20 protein-coding genes and 6 tRNA genes are annotated in these 20,246 nt (G+C 41.4%); 25 read left to right on the top strand and 1 reads right to left on the bottom strand.

The annotated features are described in order from the left end of the window. Nucleotides 1–47 precede the first annotated feature (47 nt). The 6 genes from AC6F33_RS01080 (at nt 48) to AC6F33_RS01105 (ending at nt 5,546) form a co-directional block, all read left to right on the top strand. Nucleotides 48–1,085: a phosphate/phosphite/phosphonate ABC transporter substrate-binding protein gene (locus tag AC6F33_RS01080; protein ID WP_255749313.1), complete on the top strand. Its 1,038-nt coding sequence runs from the start codon at nt 48–50 to the stop codon at nt 1,083–1,085. 26 nt (nt 1,086–1,111) lie between these two features. Next, entirely contained in the window at nt 1,112–1,915 is an 804-nt protein-coding gene (gene phnC / locus AC6F33_RS01085; RefSeq protein ID WP_255749314.1) for a phosphonate ABC transporter ATP-binding protein, read from the top strand. After that, a complete protein-coding gene (locus AC6F33_RS01090; protein WP_255749315.1) occupies nt 1,915–2,700 on the top strand; it encodes an ABC transporter permease subunit in 786 nt (261 codons plus the stop codon). The genes phnC and AC6F33_RS01090 overlap by 1 nt, the downstream gene beginning before the upstream one ends. Then, a complete protein-coding gene (locus AC6F33_RS01095) occupies nt 2,700–3,551 on the top strand; it encodes a PhnE/PtxC family ABC transporter permease (protein WP_255749316.1) in 852 nt (283 codons plus the stop codon). Before AC6F33_RS01090 ends, AC6F33_RS01095 begins: the two co-directional genes overlap by 1 nt. A 446-nt stretch (nt 3,552–3,997) precedes the next feature. Next, a complete protein-coding gene (locus tag AC6F33_RS01100) occupies nt 3,998–5,200 on the top strand; it encodes an aminotransferase-like domain-containing protein (RefSeq protein WP_255749317.1) in 1,203 nt (400 codons plus the stop codon). 94 nt (nt 5,201–5,294) lie between these two features. After that, nucleotides 5,295–5,546 (top strand): PepSY domain-containing protein, encoded by a 252-nt coding sequence (locus tag AC6F33_RS01105; RefSeq protein ID WP_255749318.1) that lies wholly within the window; start codon nt 5,295–5,297, stop codon nt 5,544–5,546. Nucleotides 5,547–5,599: 53 nt separating this feature from the next. On the opposite strand, the gene AC6F33_RS01110 is transcribed toward AC6F33_RS01105, so the two are convergent. Then, on the bottom strand, nt 5,600–6,589 hold the full coding sequence (locus AC6F33_RS01110; protein WP_480948092.1) for a DMT family transporter: 990 nt from the start codon (nt 6,587–6,589) through the stop codon (nt 5,600–5,602). 469 nt (nt 6,590–7,058) lie between these two features. Between AC6F33_RS01110 and AC6F33_RS01115 the strand changes: the two genes are divergently transcribed. The 19 genes from AC6F33_RS01115 to AC6F33_RS01205 all read left to right on the top strand — a co-directional run bounded on the left by AC6F33_RS01115 (nt 7,059) and on the right by AC6F33_RS01205 (nt 19,968). Continuing rightward, nucleotides 7,059–7,484 (top strand): universal stress protein, encoded by a 426-nt coding sequence (locus tag AC6F33_RS01115; RefSeq protein WP_255749320.1) that lies wholly within the window; start codon nt 7,059–7,061, stop codon nt 7,482–7,484. 133 nt (nt 7,485–7,617) lie between these two features. Beyond that, nucleotides 7,618–8,436 carry an AAC(3) family N-acetyltransferase gene (locus tag AC6F33_RS01120; protein ID WP_255749321.1) on the top strand — a complete coding sequence of 273 codons (819 nt, stop codon included), beginning with the start codon at nt 7,618–7,620 and terminating at the stop codon, nt 8,434–8,436. Between the two features lie 566 nt (nt 8,437–9,002). Beyond that, complete coding sequence (locus tag AC6F33_RS01125) at nt 9,003–9,131, top strand: hypothetical protein (protein WP_255749323.1); 129 nt, start codon at nt 9,003–9,005, stop codon at nt 9,129–9,131. A 250-nt stretch (nt 9,132–9,381) separates the two neighbouring features. Further along, a complete protein-coding gene (locus AC6F33_RS01130; protein WP_500777546.1) occupies nt 9,382–10,191 on the top strand; it encodes a M15 family metallopeptidase in 810 nt (269 codons plus the stop codon). Nucleotides 10,192–10,289: 98 nt separating this feature from the next. Next, entirely contained in the window at nt 10,290–10,448 is a 159-nt protein-coding gene (locus tag AC6F33_RS01135; RefSeq protein ID WP_255749325.1) for a hypothetical protein, read from the top strand. Nucleotides 10,449–10,820: 372 nt separating this feature from the next. After that, nucleotides 10,821–10,892, top strand: a tRNA-Glu gene (locus tag AC6F33_RS01140). Between the two features lie 4 nt (nt 10,893–10,896). Continuing rightward, nucleotides 10,897–10,972: transfer RNA gene (locus AC6F33_RS01145), tRNA-Val, on the top strand. Between the two features lie 6 nt (nt 10,973–10,978). After that, nucleotides 10,979–11,054 (top strand) — tRNA-Thr (locus tag AC6F33_RS01150). Nucleotides 11,055–11,078: 24 nt separating this feature from the next. Further along, a tRNA-Tyr gene (locus AC6F33_RS01155) sits at nt 11,079–11,163 on the top strand. 21 nt (nt 11,164–11,184) lie between these two features. Next, nucleotides 11,185–11,257, top strand: a tRNA-Lys gene (locus tag AC6F33_RS01160). Nucleotides 11,258–11,282: 25 nt separating this feature from the next. Next, nucleotides 11,283–11,368 (top strand) — tRNA-Leu (locus AC6F33_RS01165). 112 nt (nt 11,369–11,480) lie between these two features. Then, nucleotides 11,481–12,422 (top strand): tyrosine-type recombinase/integrase, encoded by a 942-nt coding sequence (locus tag AC6F33_RS01170; RefSeq protein WP_500777547.1) that lies wholly within the window; start codon nt 11,481–11,483, stop codon nt 12,420–12,422. A 157-nt stretch (nt 12,423–12,579) separates the two neighbouring features. After that, entirely contained in the window at nt 12,580–13,344 is a 765-nt protein-coding gene (locus AC6F33_RS01175; protein WP_500777548.1) for a replication initiator protein A, read from the top strand. 406 nt (nt 13,345–13,750) lie between these two features. Further along, nucleotides 13,751–14,302 (top strand): hypothetical protein, encoded by a 552-nt coding sequence (locus tag AC6F33_RS01180; RefSeq protein WP_500777549.1) that lies wholly within the window; start codon nt 13,751–13,753, stop codon nt 14,300–14,302. A 150-nt stretch (nt 14,303–14,452) separates the two neighbouring features. After that, nucleotides 14,453–15,934, top strand: coding sequence for a DEAD/DEAH box helicase family protein (locus AC6F33_RS01185; protein WP_500777550.1), 1,482 nt, complete (start codon nt 14,453–14,455; stop codon nt 15,932–15,934). 566 nt (nt 15,935–16,500) lie between these two features. Next, nucleotides 16,501–17,724, top strand: a complete 1,224-nt coding sequence (locus tag AC6F33_RS01190; protein WP_500777551.1) for a phage portal protein — start codon at nt 16,501–16,503, stop codon at nt 17,722–17,724. After that, on the top strand, nt 17,705–19,192 hold the full coding sequence (locus AC6F33_RS01195; protein ID WP_500777552.1) for a phage major capsid protein: 1,488 nt from the start codon (nt 17,705–17,707) through the stop codon (nt 19,190–19,192). Before AC6F33_RS01190 ends, AC6F33_RS01195 begins: the two co-directional genes overlap by 20 nt. A gap of 76 nt (nt 19,193–19,268) precedes the next feature. Further along, nucleotides 19,269–19,676, top strand: a complete 408-nt coding sequence (locus AC6F33_RS01200) for a phage major tail protein, TP901-1 family (RefSeq protein ID WP_500777553.1) — start codon at nt 19,269–19,271, stop codon at nt 19,674–19,676. A gap of 58 nt (nt 19,677–19,734) precedes the next feature. Continuing rightward, nucleotides 19,735–19,968, top strand: coding sequence for a hypothetical protein (locus AC6F33_RS01205; protein ID WP_500777554.1), 234 nt, complete (start codon nt 19,735–19,737; stop codon nt 19,966–19,968). Nucleotides 19,969–20,246: the final 278 nt, after the last annotated feature.

A 20,246-nucleotide genomic window follows, 5' to 3' on the forward strand; every position in this document is an offset into this window, starting at 1 on the left:
GTATATTTACATAAAATAATCACATATCTCGAGGGGGAAATAGCAAAGTGAAAAAGGTTGCAATGATTCTGTTGCTCGCAATGTTGACCATGGTCTTCAGTGCCTGCAGTTCATCGTCAGAAAATGGAAAGAGCGGCAGCAGCGACAAGAGCAAAGAAACGATTACAGTGGTTTGGTATCCAAACGAGTCTGCTGATGACTTAAAGGATTCGCGTGCAGCGATTGATGAAGTCATTGCTAAGGCAACGGGTAAGAAGGTCGTAGACAAGCTGACGACGGATTACAACATTGCAATTGAAGCACTTGTCAGTGGAAATGCGCAACTTGGACTTATGGGAGGCGAAGGGTACACTGAAGCACATAAGAAAAATGCTGATGTCGTCCCTGCAGTCGTTAATAGTGGTGCGTCTGGAACGCTGAAGGATGCACTCTATCACAGCTGGATTTCCGTTCAAACCAAAGATGCTTCTAAATATATGAAAGATGGCAAGCCTTCAATTGACAATATTGTCGGCAAGAAAATGTCTTTTGTCTCTCCGAGCTCGACTTCTGGATTTGCAATTCCGACAAGCAGAATCATCACACATTTCGGTGATCAAGATAAATATAAAGATTTGAAAGTGGAAGATATGCAACAAGGCGGCAAATTTTTCAGCCAAGTACTTTTCGGTCAATCACATCAAGGTTCTGCGGCAAATCTATTAATGGGTAAAGCCGACGTTGCCGCTTTCATGGATCTGCTTACACCAAATTATTTTTCACTTGTTAGCGGCAAGCTAAATGAAGAAGGTTCCGTACTCAAGGTAAGAGATAATGCAAGTGATCCATTCACTTCACTGAAAGGCAAAGAATTCACAGTACTATCTGTTACTCCGGTACTGAACGGACCGATTGCAATGAACTCGAAGGCATTAAGCAAAGAAGATCAAAAGAAAATTCAAGACGCCTTGACCTCTGATGAAACAGCGAATAATTCAAAAGTATTTGCCCCAGAAGGTGAAAAAGGTATCTTCTCAAAAGATGGTAAATCTCGTTTCGTAAAAGTTGAAGATTCTTGGTACGACGCAATCCGTGACCTTCATTAAATTAAAATCGAATAGAGGGGTTAGCGATGACAACGTTACTGGAAATGAAAAACGTTTCGAAAAAATACGGAAACGGTACTGTAGCGTTATCAGATGTGAGCTTCTCCGTCAATGAGGGAGAGTTTGTTTCCGTTATCGGTCCATCCGGTGCAGGGAAATCAACGCTCCTTCGTTGCATTAACCAAATGATTCAGGCAACAGACGGAGAAATCATTTTTGATGACGTCAATGTAATGGGATTTAAAGGGCGCGCACTGAGACAAATGCGGACGAAGATGGGCATGATTTTTCAAAACTACAACCTTGTCGAACGACTGTCCGTCATTGAGAACGTGCTGCACGGCAGACTCGGCTATAAATCAATGCTGGCAGGATCTCTCGGTTTGTTTACTGATGATGAAAAGCGGCAGGCTTACCGCTTATTGGAAAAGCTCGGGCTCAAAGAACAAATCTATCGCCGTTGTGATCAGCTCAGCGGCGGGCAGAAGCAGCGTGTCGGTATTGCCAGAGCATTGATTCAGAATCCGAAACTGATGCTTTGTGACGAACCGATTGCTTCGCTTGATCCAAGCTCATCGAAGACAATCATGGATCATCTCAAAGATATCTCGGATTCATTGAAAATTACTGTGTTGATTAACTTGCATCAAGTGGATGTAGCGATGAACTATGCAGATCGCATAATTGGTGTTAGTAAGGGAAGCATTGTATTCAATGGTGTTCCATCTGAACTGACGAATGACAATATTAAGGCAATCTATGGTTCCGATGCGGAAAAATTGATGATTAATGTTGAGGATCAGGGCCGGATGAAGGCGGCGGAGAAATAATGAGTCAGACGTTTTTTTTTAAAAAAAGAGTTCGATCGCTCGTCATCTTTTGTGTCGTTGCCTTAATATGCTTTGCTTCATCGGTGATGACTCAATTTGATCTGTCACAAGGAATCGCTGCTATTCCAAAAGCGATTGTATGGGGATTTTCTAGTTTCTATCCGACCGCGGATTCATTTGTCTATCTCTCGGAAATCTGGGTAAAAATGCAGGAGACTCTGCTTGTCTCTATTGCTGCAGCAGCGACAGCAGCCATTTTTGCCTTCGTCTTCGCCGTTTTCGGTTCAAGGATTACAAAGGTGAATGGTTTTATCGCAATGTTGAGTCGCGCTTTTGCAAATCTTTCCCGAAATATTGATGTCAGTGTCTGGTCGATTGTACTGCTGCTTACCTTTGGGCAAACACCGATTACCGGATTTTTTGCGCTTTTTATTGCGTCATTTGGCTTTCTGACCCGTGCTTTTATGGAAACCATCGATGAATCGGGAACCGATCCGGTCGAAGCGCTAAAGGCAACCGGCGCGGGGTATGTCCCGACAATTTTTCAGGCAGTCGTCCCCTCAAGTATTTCACAAATCATGAGTTGGATCTTGTTTATGATTGAGACCAATATTCGAGCAGCAACGTTGGTAGGCATTCTGACTGGTTCCGGTATCGGTTACATCTTTGATTTGTATTATAAACGGATGGACTATCACACGGCGAGTCTGGTGGTCATTGTCATCGTGATTTCAATTTTGCTTATTGAACAAATATCCAACTATATAAGAAGGGCGATGTTGTAATGAAAGCATCACCAAAACTGACTAACGATGTGTTTGCCGCCACGGATCGTTTGCCGCCAATTAAGCTAAAGAAACTGACTAAGTCAAATATCGTCATTCGAACAACAATGATTGTTTTGGCAGTTTTAACGGTTTATGGATTTGTGACTTTCAATAATCAGAAACTAAATTTCTGGCAGAATTTGTTCGCAACATTTGCGAATTTCAGAACAATTTTTTTCCAGCCGCATTTTAATCATTTTACTTTTTCTCAAGCATTCGAAGGTGTGTTGATAACATTGGCACTTGGTTTACTGACAACCATTGTTGGTGCTGTGGTCGCTTTTTTTCTATCGCTGCTTGCTGCTGAGAATTTAACGAATAAAACGATCTCGAATAGTGTGAAGACGCTGGTTGCTATTATTCGTGCGGTGCCAACCGTTCTATGGGTGTTGATCTTTGCCATTGCGGCAGGACTAGGCAGTGTCGCCGCTGTTATTGGCATGTCCTTTCACTCCATTAGTTATTTAACAAAGGCGTATTCGGAATCATTTGAAGAACTCGATGAGGGAGTGATCGAGGCGTTAAAGGCAACCGGTGCCGGTTGGTGGCAGATTGTCTTTCAATCGATTGTCCCGAACTCCCTCACGTCACTAATCTCATGGACCTTTATGCGATTTGAAGTGAATTTTGGTGTCGCAGTTGCGATGGGTGCGGCAGCCGGAGCAGGGGGTATCGGCTATGAGATGTTTATGTCCGGCGTGTTCTATTTTGATATTAGAGAAATGGGGACGATCACTTATTTTATTCTTGCCATTGCGATTATTCTTGAGATTATCTCAATACAAATCAAAGCAAGAATCAGAGCATAATCGATTGTTTTCATTTGTGTTCAGTTTATGTCTAGATACATGCGCTAAAGTGATTCGTGGGTAAAGTCATTTGTTTACCCCCGAGTATTGAGCTGTTTTATTGGCTCTTTTTTTATACCGAAATGTCTTGATCATGGTACAGGTTCAGATGTTCAGATTGCGAGCAGATGGAGCATGTACACTGATTTCGGGTAGTTTTTATGATCTCTATCCCATAATTTGGGCCTATATAATAGGCTCTTTTTTTGTTTCAACATTATATAAAGAAAAATTATTATAATAAAAATATTTTTTGATTATCGTCTAGCCAGGGCCAATTGTTTTTCATTATAATAGAAGCATGTGTTAAAGGAAGAGATACAATTAGAGAGACTCTTCGTAAATCAAATCATCGGACAGGTTGCTGCATATCAGAAGTACCTTTAGGAGCAGGAGAGGATCTATTAATGAGGAATCTGGAACCGTTTCGTTTTTCAAAACGCTTTAACGATGTGCCGTTAATCGGATCAGCTTTTGCCGGTGAACATCCGGGGCTGATCCCGCTTGCTTTTGGCTTTCCCTACCCCGCTTCCTTTCCAATCGACCGATTGGCTGAATCCGCTGTGACCGCATTGAAATCAGAAGGAACAGAGGCACTTCAATATTCGGGAGGTCCGGGTCAGAAGAAAATTTTGGAGTGGATTCGCGAGCGCTCGCGGCTGCGTTCGATTGAGGTTGAAACGGATCATATTATGATCACTTCGGGATCCAATCAAGGAATTGATCTGGTTGCGCGAACCTTGACGGATCCCGGTGATTCGGTGTGGGTAGAAGCGCCGGTTTACTTTGGCGCATTGCGTGCTTTTTATTTGGCACAGAATGAATTATCCGCATTTCCGGTCGACGGTGACGGTCTGCGTGTCGATCTCGTTGAAGAAGCATTGATTGAAGCGGCTGCCGGCAGACGTCCAATGCCGAAATTCATTTATGTGCTGCCGAATTATCATAACCCGGCAGGCGTAAATCTCTCGGTTGAGCGACGTAAGAAATTGGCTGCACTTGCTTACAAATATAATTTTTACATTATTGAGGATGACGCCTATGTGGAATTGAATTTTGATGGCGGCTTTCTGCCTTCCATTTATTCATTCGGGCCGGAACGCGTCATCTATATGAGTACCTTTTCAAAAATTATCGCTCCGGGTATACGAATGGCTTGGGTGATTGGCGATCCGGAAGTTCTGAACCTGATCAAAATTGTAAAAACTGAGGGGCTGACCAGTGTTTTGATGCAGGAAGCGGTCAGTACGTTCCTTGAAACATCGAACTTCGATGATCATTTGAAACCGCTTGTTGACGGTTATCGAACCCGCCGCAATGCGATGGTGAAAGCGATCAGCGACTTCTTTGGCAGTGAGGTATCGTTCGAAAAACCGGAAGGCGGTTTCTTCCTGTGGCTGACGTTCCCGCCGGACATTGACACGACTCGATTGCTGCATGACGCTGTTGAAGCCGGTGTCAGCTTTGTCGACGGCAAGTCGTTTTATCTCGACCGCAAGCCGACCAATCATCTGCGGCTTGCCTTCAGTTTTTGCGATGAATCCCAGATTCGCGAAGCCATTCGTATCCTTGCCAAAGTGTACCGGAAACAGAAGAATGCTGTCTGCTGATTGACGCCAACCTGTATTGTTAGGCCGTTGTCACGAGAAATTGCTCCTCATCATATCTTAAGAGAAGCGGAAGCGATGAGGAGGTCGATTTCTTATGTACGGCAATAATCCCGCATATCGAAATGAGAATCAATACGTGAATGGATATCGACAGCGAATTACGGCGCAACAGGCGGCGGAGATCGCTGTAGCCAGAGTTCCCGGCCAGATTATCCATGTTGATCTAGAATTAGATAATCATCTGCTGAAATATGAAGTATATGTGTTGACCGATCAAGGCGTTGTTTATGAGGTGGAAATCGCCTCGAAGGACGGCCGAATTTTAAGTGTTGAAATGGAAAATTAAATTGGGAATAAAAAAGATGCCGGCCCGGAAATGGGTCGGCATCTTTTAGAAATTTATCTGACGTGCGCAGTATTTGTGCCTGCGACAGCCTTAAGCTGCGATTGTTTCTCAAGCTTCGCCTGACGATTGTCTGAGATCAACTCAACGCATGATCCGGCAAGAATCAGTACAATACCTGACAGAACATTCAGCGTGATGGCTTCGCCAAGAATGAATAGAGCGAGAATCGGAGCCAAGGCCGGCTTAATGAAGAAAACCAGCGAGGCTGTTGATGCCGACGTTTCCTCCATCGCGAGAAAATAGAAGCTGAATCCAAGTCCGGTAACAAATACACCAAGGTAGATCAGCGCCGGAACTGTACTCCATGAAATGCCCTGAAGCACCGGAATACGTGCGAATTGACCAAACCCCGCGCTTTGCAGCCAGTTGGCTACGAAACCGATTTTGGTAATCAGAATCAACACGAGCAGTTCCATGCTTCCGGTTAAGAAGCTGAAGCTGCTCTGAACAACGCCGTCAAATCCGTACTTCAGACTGCCCTTACGTCCAATGATGCCATACAGCGCGAAAGTCACTGCCGCAATCAGCGATAAGGTGATACCGGTGACATTCGTCAGATTCTCAGGATTGACGATGAAAATCATACCGATCAGGCTAATAAGGAGTGACACAATGGAAAGCTTCGTCAATTTTTCCTTCAAGAAGAAGTAAGCGAATGGGATTACGAAGACGGCGTTGCAGCTAAAGAGAATGGCAACGGTAGACGCCTTCGAGTAAACAATGGCCATTTGAAAGAATGTCATGCTGACCACAACGCACATAAATCCCGAAAACAGAAAGTAAAGCACCTTGCTTTTATCAAGTGTAAACCCACTTCCCTTTAAATGACGAAGAGCAAGCGGAGCCAGAATAATCGAACCGATTAAGAATCGCAAAAAGTTTAACTGCATCGGGTTAAACTCGGTAGCCACCAGCTTAATGGCAATTTCCATCGTACTAAAGAACAATGTAGAAAAAGCAATAAAAATTAACCCTTTTTTCATGATATAACCTCGATTTCTCACCATATTTTTAACACTATTAAGAAAGAAATAGTGTAAGGCTAACTATAGCTCTGCCCACGCCAAAGGATGGACTTCGCCAAGTTAACTTTAGGTGATCTGATCGCTTTACTAAGAGCCGCGAAAGACCGGCATGCACAAGACTAAATGAAAACGATATCAACTAATACTTGCTGCATCTGTTTCATCACCTACTAATATAACGCAGATATGAGAAAATGGTAAGAGGCGAATGCAAAAATGTACACTTAATATCAGTTTCATCATGATTGCTGCGCTTTTTTTAATGAGGAAACTTGTGGTAAAATAAAAGGGGCAGGGAATGTTCAAGAACAGGGAAACACAGTTTCACCCGTTAATGATGGTCCATGGTTGTTCGTCAAAGAATGACGCATAGATCCCCCCATTTTGAGCAGCTCTGCGTCTAAATGTGAGAGGGGCGGTGACCGGTATGTTATTCTCGAAAATCCTGGTTTCCTATGATGATTCTGATCTGGCAAAGAAAGCATTGCAAAGAGCAGCTGATCTGGCACGGCTCGATGAACGTACGGATCTGGATGTATTAAATGTCGTGACGGTTCCAACGAATCAATTTATCGTCGGCGATGTCTATCGCGAGGTCCGTGAATCAACACTTAAGTATGGACATGAAGTGGTGAGCCGGACAGAGAGTGTGCTTGACGCACTTCCCAATGCGACACATACATTCGTGAAAGAAGGTCAGCCGGTTCGGACAATTCTTGACTTCGCAAGCCAGAACGGCTACGACCTTATTGTAATCGGCAGCCGAGGTTTGAGCGGTGTCAAAGAATTTCTGGGGAGCGTCAGCCACGGAATTGTTCAACGTTCAAATGTTCCTGTATTGATTGTTAAATAAACGGGTACAATCGTTTTAGAAACGAACAGAAGCTCGTATTAAGGAAAGAGGCACTTCCTATGGGGATTTCTAGTCAAGGGAGTGCCTTTTACTTGTTGCACAAAAAAGTAATATAAAAGGATGGTTATCAGTCATGTCCGAGGCGGAAGTCATTCAGCAAAGCAAGCATGCGATTACGCGCTCATTGCTGATTAGGGATTTACGAAAAATCGGTTTAGGGGCAGGAATGACAGTTATCGTCCATTCTTCTCTGAGCCGGATGGGATGGATCTGCGGCGGTTCTGTATCACTCATCTCGGCACTTCAGGAAGTGGTGACATCGGCGGGCACACTGGTCATGCCGGCTCACAGTGCCGATGTGTCCGATCCGGCGGATTGGGAGAATCCTCCGGTGCCATCGACATGGTTTCACAGCATTTATCAAGAGATGCCGGCATTTGATCCGCGCCGGACTCCGACGTTCGGAATGGGGCAGGTCGCAGAGGCCTTTCGCTCGTTTCCGGACGTACGCCGCAGCAATCACCCAATCTATTCCTTTACCGCTTGGGGCGAGGGCCGCGATGCAATCCTTGCGCACCATTCGCTTGACGACGGGTTAGGAAAAGAATCGCCGCTTGGGAAACTATATGAACGAGATGGTTATGTTCTGCTGCTTGGCGTCAGTTATGGTAACAATACATCAATGCATCTTGGCGAATACATGTCCGGAAGGCTTGAACGGGTAGAGCGATCAAGCCCCGTGCGTATAAAAGGACGTCGGCAGTGGGTGACGTACCAAGACGGTGAGTACCATGAAGAAGCGTTTGACGCCATCGGTCAAGCGTTTGAGGAAAGCCAACTTGGAACAGCCGCACTTCACAAGAAGCATGTGGGTCAGGCTCCGTCTCTTTTAATGTCGCAACGTGCCATTGTGAATTTTACTTCAAGCTATATAAGGAAAAATGCTGAATGAAGTAAGCGCCCAATCTGAAAAATAAGCGGATAAATTCCGCTTAATTAGAGAATGAAGGGAAAAGCCGCTTAAATAGACGGAGGAATTCCGCTTATTGAATCGAAAAACGGGAAAATGGCGGGTTTTTCTTTGAATAAGCGGAAAAATTACCCTTATTTACCTATAAAACGAGCGCCAAGATGCAAATAACCGGAAAATCTCCGCTTAATTTATCCTTAATGAAGGACCAGAATGCTTAATGAACCAGAAATGTTTGCTCAAGTACAAGGTTGATGAACTTAAACCGCATTTGGAGTTAAGGAGAGTTTTCGTATATGGTGAGAAACGTTCGCTAAGTACGTCCTCAGTACGCAATGCGTGAGCCTCCGCGTGCTGCGGAAGTATGGACCGTGTGCCCGATTTTTCTCAGTTCTAAAAGAAAGTAAAAAGAAACGAAGATCTGGCAGATATCAGAGAAATTGACCGAATTAAGCTTTTTACATGATCTTAAAAAAGACATCATATCTTCTTAATAGTGATGGCCTATGATTAACGTATCAAAAGGAATGATTGAGGAGATGAAAATCATGGATTTTAAACAATCGAATGATTTTTCCCAAAATGAAGCATCCGTCAAATTGAGTCGAAAATTGTTGCTTACCAACATTGCCTTGGTTCTGTCCATTATCATTAATGTAAAGCTTTTCCTTGGCTAATTTTATATATTTCAGCAATAACCCCTATAACTCACACTTGCAGAATCCAAAATTTGGATTCTGTTTTTTATATATTTTCGGCGGAACATTTCATCACGCGATTGGGACATCCTTCCATTCCAATTTCTTCTATATGCCTTGATATTCATGGCCCATTTCGAATACATTAAAAGATGTACACAAAATTCGACACGATTCCACATGATTGATTCCTTTCAACTTTTAACCAAATACAACAATGGAGTGCTCTATGAATAAAAAAATCTATACTGCAGGTGCGATAGCAGCTTTATTAGGGTTGTCTGGATGCGCACAGCTTCCGTGGATACATCCATCAGGGGCCGGTTCATCGCAGCAGCAAAAACAAAAGCAAAATTCATCCTCATCTCAAGATGGGACACTGAAAAAAAGCGGCAACACCGATTCATCAAAGAATACGGTATCTGCAATGAGTCAAAGCGGTGTGCACGTTGTCGCCGATCCTGAAAGTACACTTGTCTTGGTCAACAAATACTTCAAGCTGCCGGATAATTATGTGCCAAGCGATCTTGTTGATCTTGATGTCCCATTTATTTTTTCAGGGAAGTCGGAAAAGAAGAAAATGCGTGCCGCTGCCGCAAAACCGCTAAAAGAAATGTTCGCGGCGGCAAAACAGGACGGCGTGCAGCTGGCAGGGGTGTCTGCTTATCGCTCGCATAAAACGCAAATTGCTTTATTTAATTATTATGTCCGGCGGGACGGTGAAAAAAAAGCACAGAATTTCAGTGCACGTCCGGGGATGAGCGAGCATGAAACAGGACTCGCAATCGATGTCTCGGGAATTAATGGAAAATATGCGGCCACGCAAGAATTCGGAAAGACACCTGAGGCAGCCTGGCTGGCGAAGCATGCACAGGATTACGGTTTCATTGTCCGCTACCCAGAGGGCAAGGAAACGGTCACCGGATATGAGTACGAGGCATGGCATCTCCGGTATGTCGGACTTCCTGCATCGAAAAAAATGGCTGAGAAACACCAAACGCTTGAGGAATACTTAAACGAAGTACCGGTGAGCGATTAAAAAATTGGCAGCGATTGACGTTCATTGAATGAGCCGTAGAGGTTAAGCTATATCTGTCCGGATCGAAAGGACAAATTCTTAATGGTGGTGGACAGAAAATGAAACAGGGAAACGGAATGATGCCGCTGATCGCATCGATCGGCATCGGTGCGGCTTGCTATCAGATGATGAAGCCGAACAACAAGGTCGGACAAGCAGTAAAAGGCCGGATGGACAAAATGATGCATCAGAAACAAATGTTTCCTGAGAACAACTGACTTGTGGGAAAAGGAATCCATAAAAATGGGTTCCTTTTTCTTTAGTGATTGAGTAGGTATCAAAGAATAAAAAAACGAATTTTGTGCCATGATGAGAACACATAAAGAGGGAGAATAATGCGAGTCCACAAACAGGAAGGTCAGTAAATGCATTTCAGTTTGGTGACGATTGAACTCAGCTAAAGCTGAATCAGGTAGGCTCATTTGCTGCTTTTTGAGCGATCTCTGGTTCTAAAAAGAACTCGAAACGACTATAAATACTAGGTTTTAGCATGTCGATAAATAGTCTGAATAAAATGGCTTCTTATTTTTGCTTTACAAGGAATGGGATTCTGTATATAATAAAAAACGTCGATTGCGGCGGACAAGCATGGCCCGTTCGTCAAGTGGTTAAGACACCACCCTTTCACGGTGGGTTCATGGGTTCGAATCCCGTACGGGTCACTTTGGAGGATTAGCTCAGCTGGGAGAGCGTCTGCCTTACAAGCAGAGGGTCATAGGTTCGAGCCCTATATCCTCCACCATATTAAGCCGATCTAGCTCAATTGGTAGAGCAACTGACTTGTAATCAGTAGGTTGGGGGTTCAAGTCCTCTGATCGGCACCATTAGCTTTACGTTTTTATTTTTCTGGAGGGATAGCGAAGAGGCTAAACGCGACGGACTGTAAATCCGTTCCCTTAGGGTTCGAAGGTTCGAAACCTTCTCCCTCCACCATAATTCATTAATTTGTGTTGTGGGCCATTAGCTCAGTTGGTAGAGCATCTGACTCTTAATCAGAGGGTCGAAGGTTCGAACCCTTCATGGCCCATTATTTTTTTCTTTCATTTAGTTTTGCGGGTGTGGCGGAATTGGCAGACGCGCTAGATTCAGGTTCTAGTGCCCTTTACGGGGCGTGGAGGTTCAAGTCCTCTCATCCGCATTATTGCTTTGGAATAGGCAGTCTACGTCGTGTAGGCTGTCTTTTTTTATGCTCTCAGCACTAGACAAAAAGCGTCAAAATCTAATGCACTAGTCTAGTGGAGGGGATTAACATGCGCAGGAAAATGTTGACAGAGTCTCAGCAAAAACTGATCAATCATTCATCGACGATTGATGATGAAAATGCGATCAAAGAATTTGTGAAAAGCAGACGGTTAAAAAATGTTCGCGAGACGACGATTACGTATTACGAAAATGTGATTCATGTAATGAAGAGGGATATGGAGCAGTTACACATCAATAAGCAACTCATAGAACTGTCTGAGAAAGATGTGGAAGACATTATCTTGTTGTGGAAGTCGAAGATCAAGATTACTTCCATAAACAGCAAGCTGAGAGGCGTGAGACCGTTCTTTTCATTCCTTAAAGAGAAAGGGATGATCAAAAAGAATCCAACCGCAAATATCAAACTGCTGAGGGAGCGCAAACAGATCCGAGCAACACTTGAGGATTTTGAGGTTAAGAAGATCGTTGACTACTTCAAGAAGCAGCAATCATTTTCTGGTTATCGAAATCTGATCATGTTCTATTTGCTGTTAGATACTGGAATAAGAATCAGCGAATGTATCGGTATTCAGTTGGGCGATATTGATGGCAGAAGGCTTATCGTTCGAGAAACAAAAAATCTTCAGCAGAGATTGGTCTTTTTGTCGAAGAACATGGTCGAAAAGCTGCATTCGTACATCAAAGTCAGAGGCAGTCTTTCGCATGATTATATGTTCATCAACTGTGATAATAAGATCCTATGTAAATCATCTTTTCAGGCTCAACTGAGGGAAGCTGCTCAAGCGGTTGGCATTAAAAAGCAAGTCAGCCCTCATGTGTGCCGAAGAACGTATGCGAAAAATGCTGTCATGAGAGGGATGGACCCATTTTCATTGGCTATGTTGCTTGGTCATCAGTCGATTGAGATAACGAAGCGCTACGTTCAAATTTGGGGCTCTGATTTAGAGGTGCAAGCTGAAAAGAAGCATGATTACTCGGGGATCTTTTAACTATAATTGTACGAAAATTCAGAAACTATATATAATTAAATAAGAGATAGCTATGAGTTTGGCGGCTCGCTATCTCAGTGCAAAGGACAGAAGTTAGACCTCTGTTTTCTAAATGTTAGCATGTCTTCTTTTGTCTTGTCAAAGGAGAGAAGCATGAATGATCAAGTATTACACAGAAGATCAAACAGACAATTTGATCTATGTTCAAACACCTAAAGTTCTGATCTATGGCTCAAAGTACAAGGATATGATGCCTCAGGCTAAGATGCTTTATATGGTGCTTATGGACAAGATTAAGCTCAGCATGGCAAATGGGTGGAAGGACAAGAAGGGACGACATTTTGTCATATTGTCAATTGAGTATGCCTCAGAGATGTTAGGATTTTCAGCCTCAACTATCCGTCGATGTAAAGGTGAGCTGAGAAAATATGAATTAATTGAAGAAAAGAGGATGGGGCTCAATCAGCCCAATAGAATTTACGTTGGGAGGCTTTCATACACAGATGAAGACCTTTACAAGCTTGATTCGGCCCGGAGTGTTCAATCTGAACATTCAAGAATGCTCAACGAGAGCACTCATGAGTGCCATATACGAGCACCATATAATAATAAGAATATTAATAATGAGCTAAATAATAATGAGTTAAAAGATCTTGTTAACAAGAGAGACGAAATCGTTAACAATCTCTGGAAACAATTCTCACTTAAAGGAATGAACAAAGAACTTTTCTGCCGAGTTTTATCTCAGATCGAACTTCAGGAAAAAGAAGGTGCTCAGATCGAAGACTTCGAAAGATATTTTGCTCAAGCATTACATACTGCCTTGAACAGGTCAGAGTACAAACGTGGGCTTAAAGAACCTCCAAGAATCAACATACCTGGATTGCCTGATTATGACTGGCTCAATGATGATTCGGAATAGCTCTCAGAGTCACCAGAATTGCCCGTGAGGAACAAATGATCAACAGATATATATTCACATTATTGCAGCTATGTTGGTCATATAGGACAAAACAGAGCTTCGATCTTATAGGGCTCCACAATGGCCCGTATGATCTCTTTTTGTCTGCTCTTTATATTCATATTAAAAGGACTGTTTAATTCCTTACGGATGATCCAGCAATCCCAGAAAATATTACCAGAGTCTAATTTATAGATATGCTTTACACTCGAACAAAATTTTCAATAATAGTGGGGTATAAAAACAGCAAACGAAGGAGGAGCGCGGAAAAAAATAAAGTTTTTTTGGGATTTTGCTTTACAGAGTGTCCAACACCAGATAGACAGAGAGGGTAAGAAAAACACAAAACAAATCGGAGGAATTATTAATGGAAATTTTAATGAAAGAATGCGAATTGGGTTTTGAATCTGAAGGAAATGTTTGGGTTGCTACTATCAAATCAATAAAAGAGCTTATTACTTTGCATTGTATTTTTGACGAGAGAAAACGTAATAGTGAGGTTTTCTTTAAATCGAAAGATGGTAATGGGAAGTGGATGAAACTAATTGAATTCATAATTGAATACTTTCCGAGTAAAATTGAAAACAATCTTCCTAAAATTGAGTTTTTCAAATTTGAGGCGGAATCCAGAAAGATTGAAGAACCGAAAAAAAATGAGAGAATTTTCCTTTGCCAAGGAGAAGCTAGTGACGATGAGAAGAAAGACATTCCAACTTCTTTATGGGATGAGATCGTAGAAGCCTACGGTACTGATATTTATGCCTATGAAAATGACGATGATACATATTATTATGACTACTGGATGGAAAAAGAAATTCGTCGATTGGAACAGATAGAATCGGTGGTGTCATATATTAAAGACATGAAAAATTTAGATGACAAAGGCTTTCTAATTAATGGTGAGCCTCCTCAATATTAAATATAAAAATGTTCTTCTATTTATGAAAATTCCATTTTATAAACGTATGAAGTCGGATCCTCCAAATTATTTCCATAAAATTCCTCAAACTGATTTACGTTATTCGTGCTCCAGATACAATAACAAAAATCAGATAGAGGAGAACTGATAATGAGGAAAAAAGAATATGTAAGTGATGTGATTACAGCTAATGTGATCGATAAATTGAAAATTGGCAAGAATTATCTTATTGCATCGGAAATGGATAGTGGTAAAAATTATTGGGTGCGAAATGTGCTTCTTCCTTACGCGCTTGACAAAAGAAAGAGGACACTCGTTCTATCCCATCGAAGCTCAACGCTCAGTCAGCAAAGAAATTACCTTGAAGAATATAAATGGGAATGCATTCGTCAATTTAAAGGCGGAATGTTTGATTTAAAAACCTATCAAGCGTTTCAGAATATGCTCAAGCGAAATGATCCCTCCGTTGATGATTATGATTATATAGTTTGTGACGAGGCTCATTATTTTGTCAGCGATAGCGCATTCAATACAAAAACTGAATTAGCTTTTAATTACTTGAATCGAAATCATAAGGCTGTAAAGTTCTTTTTGACAGCCACGCCCGAAGGACTTTATTACTTACCTTGGAAAAATGAAATAGAAGTACTCAAAGAAGCAAATTTTGCAAATAACTCTGTAAAAGATCTATATCGGTATGAGAAAGATGAGACAGCGTCTGCAGCAATTACTAATGAAGTCGAAAAAGGAAATAAGGTAATTGTTTATCACAATTCAATGAATACACTTTCAGATTTTTCTATTGGAAACAGTAAAATCCTATATTCAGGAAATCGAAATTTTTCAGATGAATATAACCAGATTACGGATACCTGTCAATTTGATTGTGATGTACTGAATACTACAAAGCTGATGACAGAAGCAACAGAAATTAAGGACGATTTGGTGGAGTCGATAGTTATTCATGGCATAAGTGATATTGATACTTTTGTTCAAGCAACTGGACGCGTCAGAAATAAAAAAGTAAATGTCTATTATAAGCGCGTCTCAAAAAAATCAATTCTGGCTAAACTCAGATATATCCAGAAACAGCTATTCTATTATGATGAATTCGAACGATTGGGAGAAGTAGACTTTATTGATGAATATGGTATAGATGTTATTAGCAAATCTATGAGAGCATTTTATCTTGATACAGTGATTGATCCTGAGAGTTCGCAGAAATATACAAGGCTGAGAGTTCATGAAACCGGATTTGCCTATTTACGTTATCAAGAAGAAATCTATGAGTTCATGGATGAACATGGATTTGAAAAATTTTTTGACAGATACTTTCCCGATATTTCATACTTTGATTTAGAGCAGCTACGGAAGGAAGAACTCATTAAGCTAGATATCATTGATAACTTCATTGATAAGAAAATTTTCAAGGATCGCCAGAAAGAGTTAATTGGTGTGATTTGCAATAAGTACGGACTTCGAGCAAAGAATGGCTCAATAAGAGTTGGTTTAAAGACTATCAATTCATTCTTTGAAGAAAATAACATTCCACTCGTTATTAAAAGTGAGCGAGAAGGAAGTAGGCAATCAGAAAACTATAAGAAGACATATTGGATTCTATCCGAAACTTGATTTTAAATTGGGACAAAAAAAGTTAATGTTACTTATTAATATACAAGGGTAACCTTTTTTGTCCCAGTTAGATTGAAACAGATAATAAAGCAATGAATTTACTGCAAATGTAACTTTTTTCCAAAATACTGTTACAAAAAGACGAGTTGTAAATAATTATATTATAGAGAGAGCTAAAGTTGCTTTGTTATGCAAATTTTTTCCATTAACCCATATAAATATTGCGAGTTGTATATATTATATATAGAGAGGTCTTTTGAGCGCTAACTCCAAAGTGTGTATTTCAAAGCCTTTCTTATTTTCAGTCATATTTTTTCCTCGAAATTATCTAGTTTGCTTATGTCCGTCGGAGGACAATTGAAGAGTTCGTCTATACGAGTTCTTCATTCTTTTAAAAACACCCCCTTTATATATTTCCAAGTCAATGAACCAATGAGATAGATTGGCTTTCTCAGCACGAGGTCAATTTGTCTCAGTACATAACTGGATGTGCCTTCGGGTGCGTCTTTTTATTTTGCTCGCATTTGCCGTGCGCAGCAAAACAACAGATAGAAAGGAAGAAATTAATGGCCAATATTTTTAGATGGGGCAAGAGTTCTGATGATACTGAGAAGGACTATTTCTCAACTTCGATTATCACTCCACGTCCTACTACTGGAAAAATTTCAGAGCAAGAAGCCCTAAAAATTCCAGCAGTACGAGCTTCAATAGATTTAATCAGCGATTCGATCGCTCAACTGCCTGTGTATCTTTATTCTGAAGACGATAATAAATCTGTTTCACCAATTTCTGATAGACGGACATCATTGTTAAACGATGATGCCAATGATTTTTCAACTGCACAAGCGCTGAAAAAATTAATCGTCAAAGATTATTTGCTATCCGGTCGAAGTTACATCTATTTAAAAAATGATCAATTACACTACCTAGAAGCAAAAAACGTTCAAGAGGAAAAATGGTCGAATGATGGAGTTACGATCGCAAAGAAAAAGTTTATCTATTACGGGATCAAGAAAGTCGAATTGAATGAATCTGAAGTTCTTGAAATTGATTCAGGAATGAACGGTGTGTTAGTGGATGCAGAAGCTATTCTAGCTACTGCTTCAGCAATTATTGACTATCAACAATCGCTTATGTTAACTGGTGCTTCTCCAATAGGCGTTTTGAAGGTATCCAGCCGTTTGACTGAACAGGCAATTAACCGACTGAGAGCAAATTGGGTGGCGTTATATAATGGGCCGAAGAAAGCTGGCCGGACTGTTATTTTGGAAGAAGGAATGGATTTTCTACCACTTTCTATGAAACCCGATGAACTTCAGCTCACTCAAGCCAATAGTCTAATCATTGCAGAGATCGCACGAATTTTTAACATTCCTGAATCCATGATTAACTCAAGTGCAAATAAGTATAATTCGCTAGAAGCAAACTCGATTCAATTCCTGCAACATGCAGTGTCCCCTATCATTACTTCGTTTGAAGCAGCACTTAATAAAAATTTACTATCCTCTCATGAAAAACAATCCGGTTACTACTTCAGATTCGATACTTCAGAAATTTTGCGCAGCACGGAAAAAGAAAAGATTGATGCTACTTCAAGTGCATTTACAAAAGGATTAATCAGTTTCAATGAGGCGCGTTATACGCTCGATAAATCGCCAGTAGATGATGATTTTTATCTGCTCAATCTTGGAAGCGTAATCAAGAATGCTGAGACTGGTGAACTGACGATTCCAAATATGGGAGTCGTTGATCAAAAGAAGGAGGAAAAAGATGGAGAAGCAGAAAATTGAGATTCGAGCTCATGAAGCAGCGTTGACAGAATCGGGAGAGCTTACGGTTTCCGGCTATGTCAATAAAACAAATGAGCTGAGTGAAGTACTCGGATCAGTTAAACAGTTCCGCGAGAAAATCGCTAAAGGTGCTTTTGATCGAGCAATCAGACAAGCGAAGCGAGATATTGATTTTTTAGCAGGACATGAAGCTAAATCAATCCTTGCTTCAACTAGAAATAATTCGCTATCCCTCGTTGAAGATGACGAGGGCCTTTTTATGTCAGCCAATATTACGCCGACAACGTTCGGTCGCGATTATTTCGAACTGATTCGATCAGGCATTTTGAGAAATATGTCATTCGGCTTTAGGAGCCTGAAAGATAGTTGGCAGCAGGTCAATGGTGAAATGGTGCGGACAGTTGAAGAACTTGAACTTATCGAAGTTTCAGTTGTTCGTGATCCTGCTTATTCACAATCAACAATCGCAGCACGAGGTTTGGAAGTGGTCACTGATCTAGAGGTTCCTTCAACGGAACAAATGCAAGCTAATAAAGCTGAAATTTCAAACAAAAGGGAGAGCAATAAAATGATGAAAATGAACGGAACGTACAATGACTTTGAACAAATTTTGCGTGGGGAAGTACGGGCGCTCCAAACAACAGCTGACGGTGGTGCAGTAATTCCTGAGCAGGTTCATAACGAAATTATTAAAAAGATGGAAGAGACGAGCCCAGTATTTGCATTAGCTCGCAAACTCAATTCAGTTGCAGGGACACTTCGTGTGACACGTGAAGATGACAGCGTGCAAGGTGGATTCGTGGGAGAAGGCGAAAATATTCTTGAGCAAGCAATTGCTTTTAAGCATGTTGATCTGAAGCAGAAGCGCGTTGGTGCAGCGGTTACTTTGTCGAATCAGTTAATTAATGATAGCGCTGTCTCTATTGCTGAGTATACGAAAGATTTGCTCGCCCGCAGAGTGGCTAAGTCCGTAGAAAAGTCGATGCTTGTTGGGAATGGTGGCGTGGAATTTGCTGGACTCGTTAATGATGTAGAGATCGCAAATGTAGAAACAACTGAAGCGCTTAATATGGACAAGCTGCAGGATTTGTATTTAGCGATTCATCCTTCTTTCCTGACGAACTCGGTGTTTATCATGCAAAGAGATTTCTTTAACGAAGTCGCAAAATTGAAGGATAACAATGCTCATTACTTCCTTCAGATGGGTGTCGTTAATGGCAAAATTCAGCACACACTCTTCGGTATGCCCGTTCACATTACGGATGCGTTGACTGATGAAAATCCGGTGGTATTCGGTAACATTACTGAAGCGTACTCCGTGATGATTAAGACGGAGGCTGGTATTCAAGAGATCGTTGATTCTCAGCAGGCACTCAGAGGTTCAAAGTTGTACATTTTCGATATGTACGCAGACGCGGCAGTTGTCAATCCTCAGGCTGTTGCAAAGCTAACGGTTAATGCTGACTAATCATGTGAAAATATTCACAAATAAGAGTCGTTCATTCGGCTCTTTATTACTTTAAAAGAATCGAGGTTCATATATAATGCCGAAAATCACAGGTATGAAAGTCAAACTGTATGTCATGCAAGCTGCTACTGGTAAAGTTCTTGCCGGACAGAAAAATGCTACATTGAATCGTTCTGCAGATTCGATCGATGCAACAAGCAAAGATACAGAGGGCTTCTGGAAAGAAAGCATGCAAGGCTTTAAAGAGTGGAGTATTGATGCAGACGGAGCTTTTGTCGCTGATGATGCAGCTTACGGTGTTCTTGAAGATGCTTATTTGAACTCTGAGAATGTTGATGTGTATCTTGAATTTCCGAGTGGAGCGAAGTATGAAGGGAACTGCGCTATTACAGATTTTTCTCTTGATGCTCCTTTCGATGATCTCGTCACATATAAGCTCAGTCTTCAAGGCAATGGCGCATTAGATGTTACAGCAGGTGAATAAGAAGCAGGAATCATCCTGCTTTTACATAGCGTCAGAAAAATTAAGGAGGTGAATTATTATGTATCAAGAAAAAATTAAAAGCTTAGAAGTAGTTCGATCTGATATTGGTGAAGATCTATTCAGACGTATCTGTGCTTCAGTGATCACAGAACATTACGCAACAGCAATGCGCACCAGACATGGTGAAATCAATAAGACAATGATCCATTCCTTGGTGAACCTTCATTTGCGCGAGATTGGTGTAGAGGAAGTAAGCTATGGATTCATTCGCAGAGTGGATAAGGTTGGTTGATTGTGTTAGTTAAGAAGCAATAGAGATGCATCTATCTTATGAGGGTTCGATGGGTGCATCACATACATAGTACGAACGCAGAAGGACATAAGCATTAAGCATCTATTGGAAGACAACAACTGTGAGTCAAAGGACACAGCTTTGGTTGATCAAAGAGTTAGGAATGTGAGTGTTGGAGAGAGTCAATTGACTTGAGATCAATGCTTTGGAGAGAGAGACGCCCTACCTTTTTTGAAAAAAAGACACACTGCTCTGTTATAAAGGTGGGTGTGTCATGC

Source organism: Sporolactobacillus sp. BBK16-2 (genome assembly GCF_059878335.1).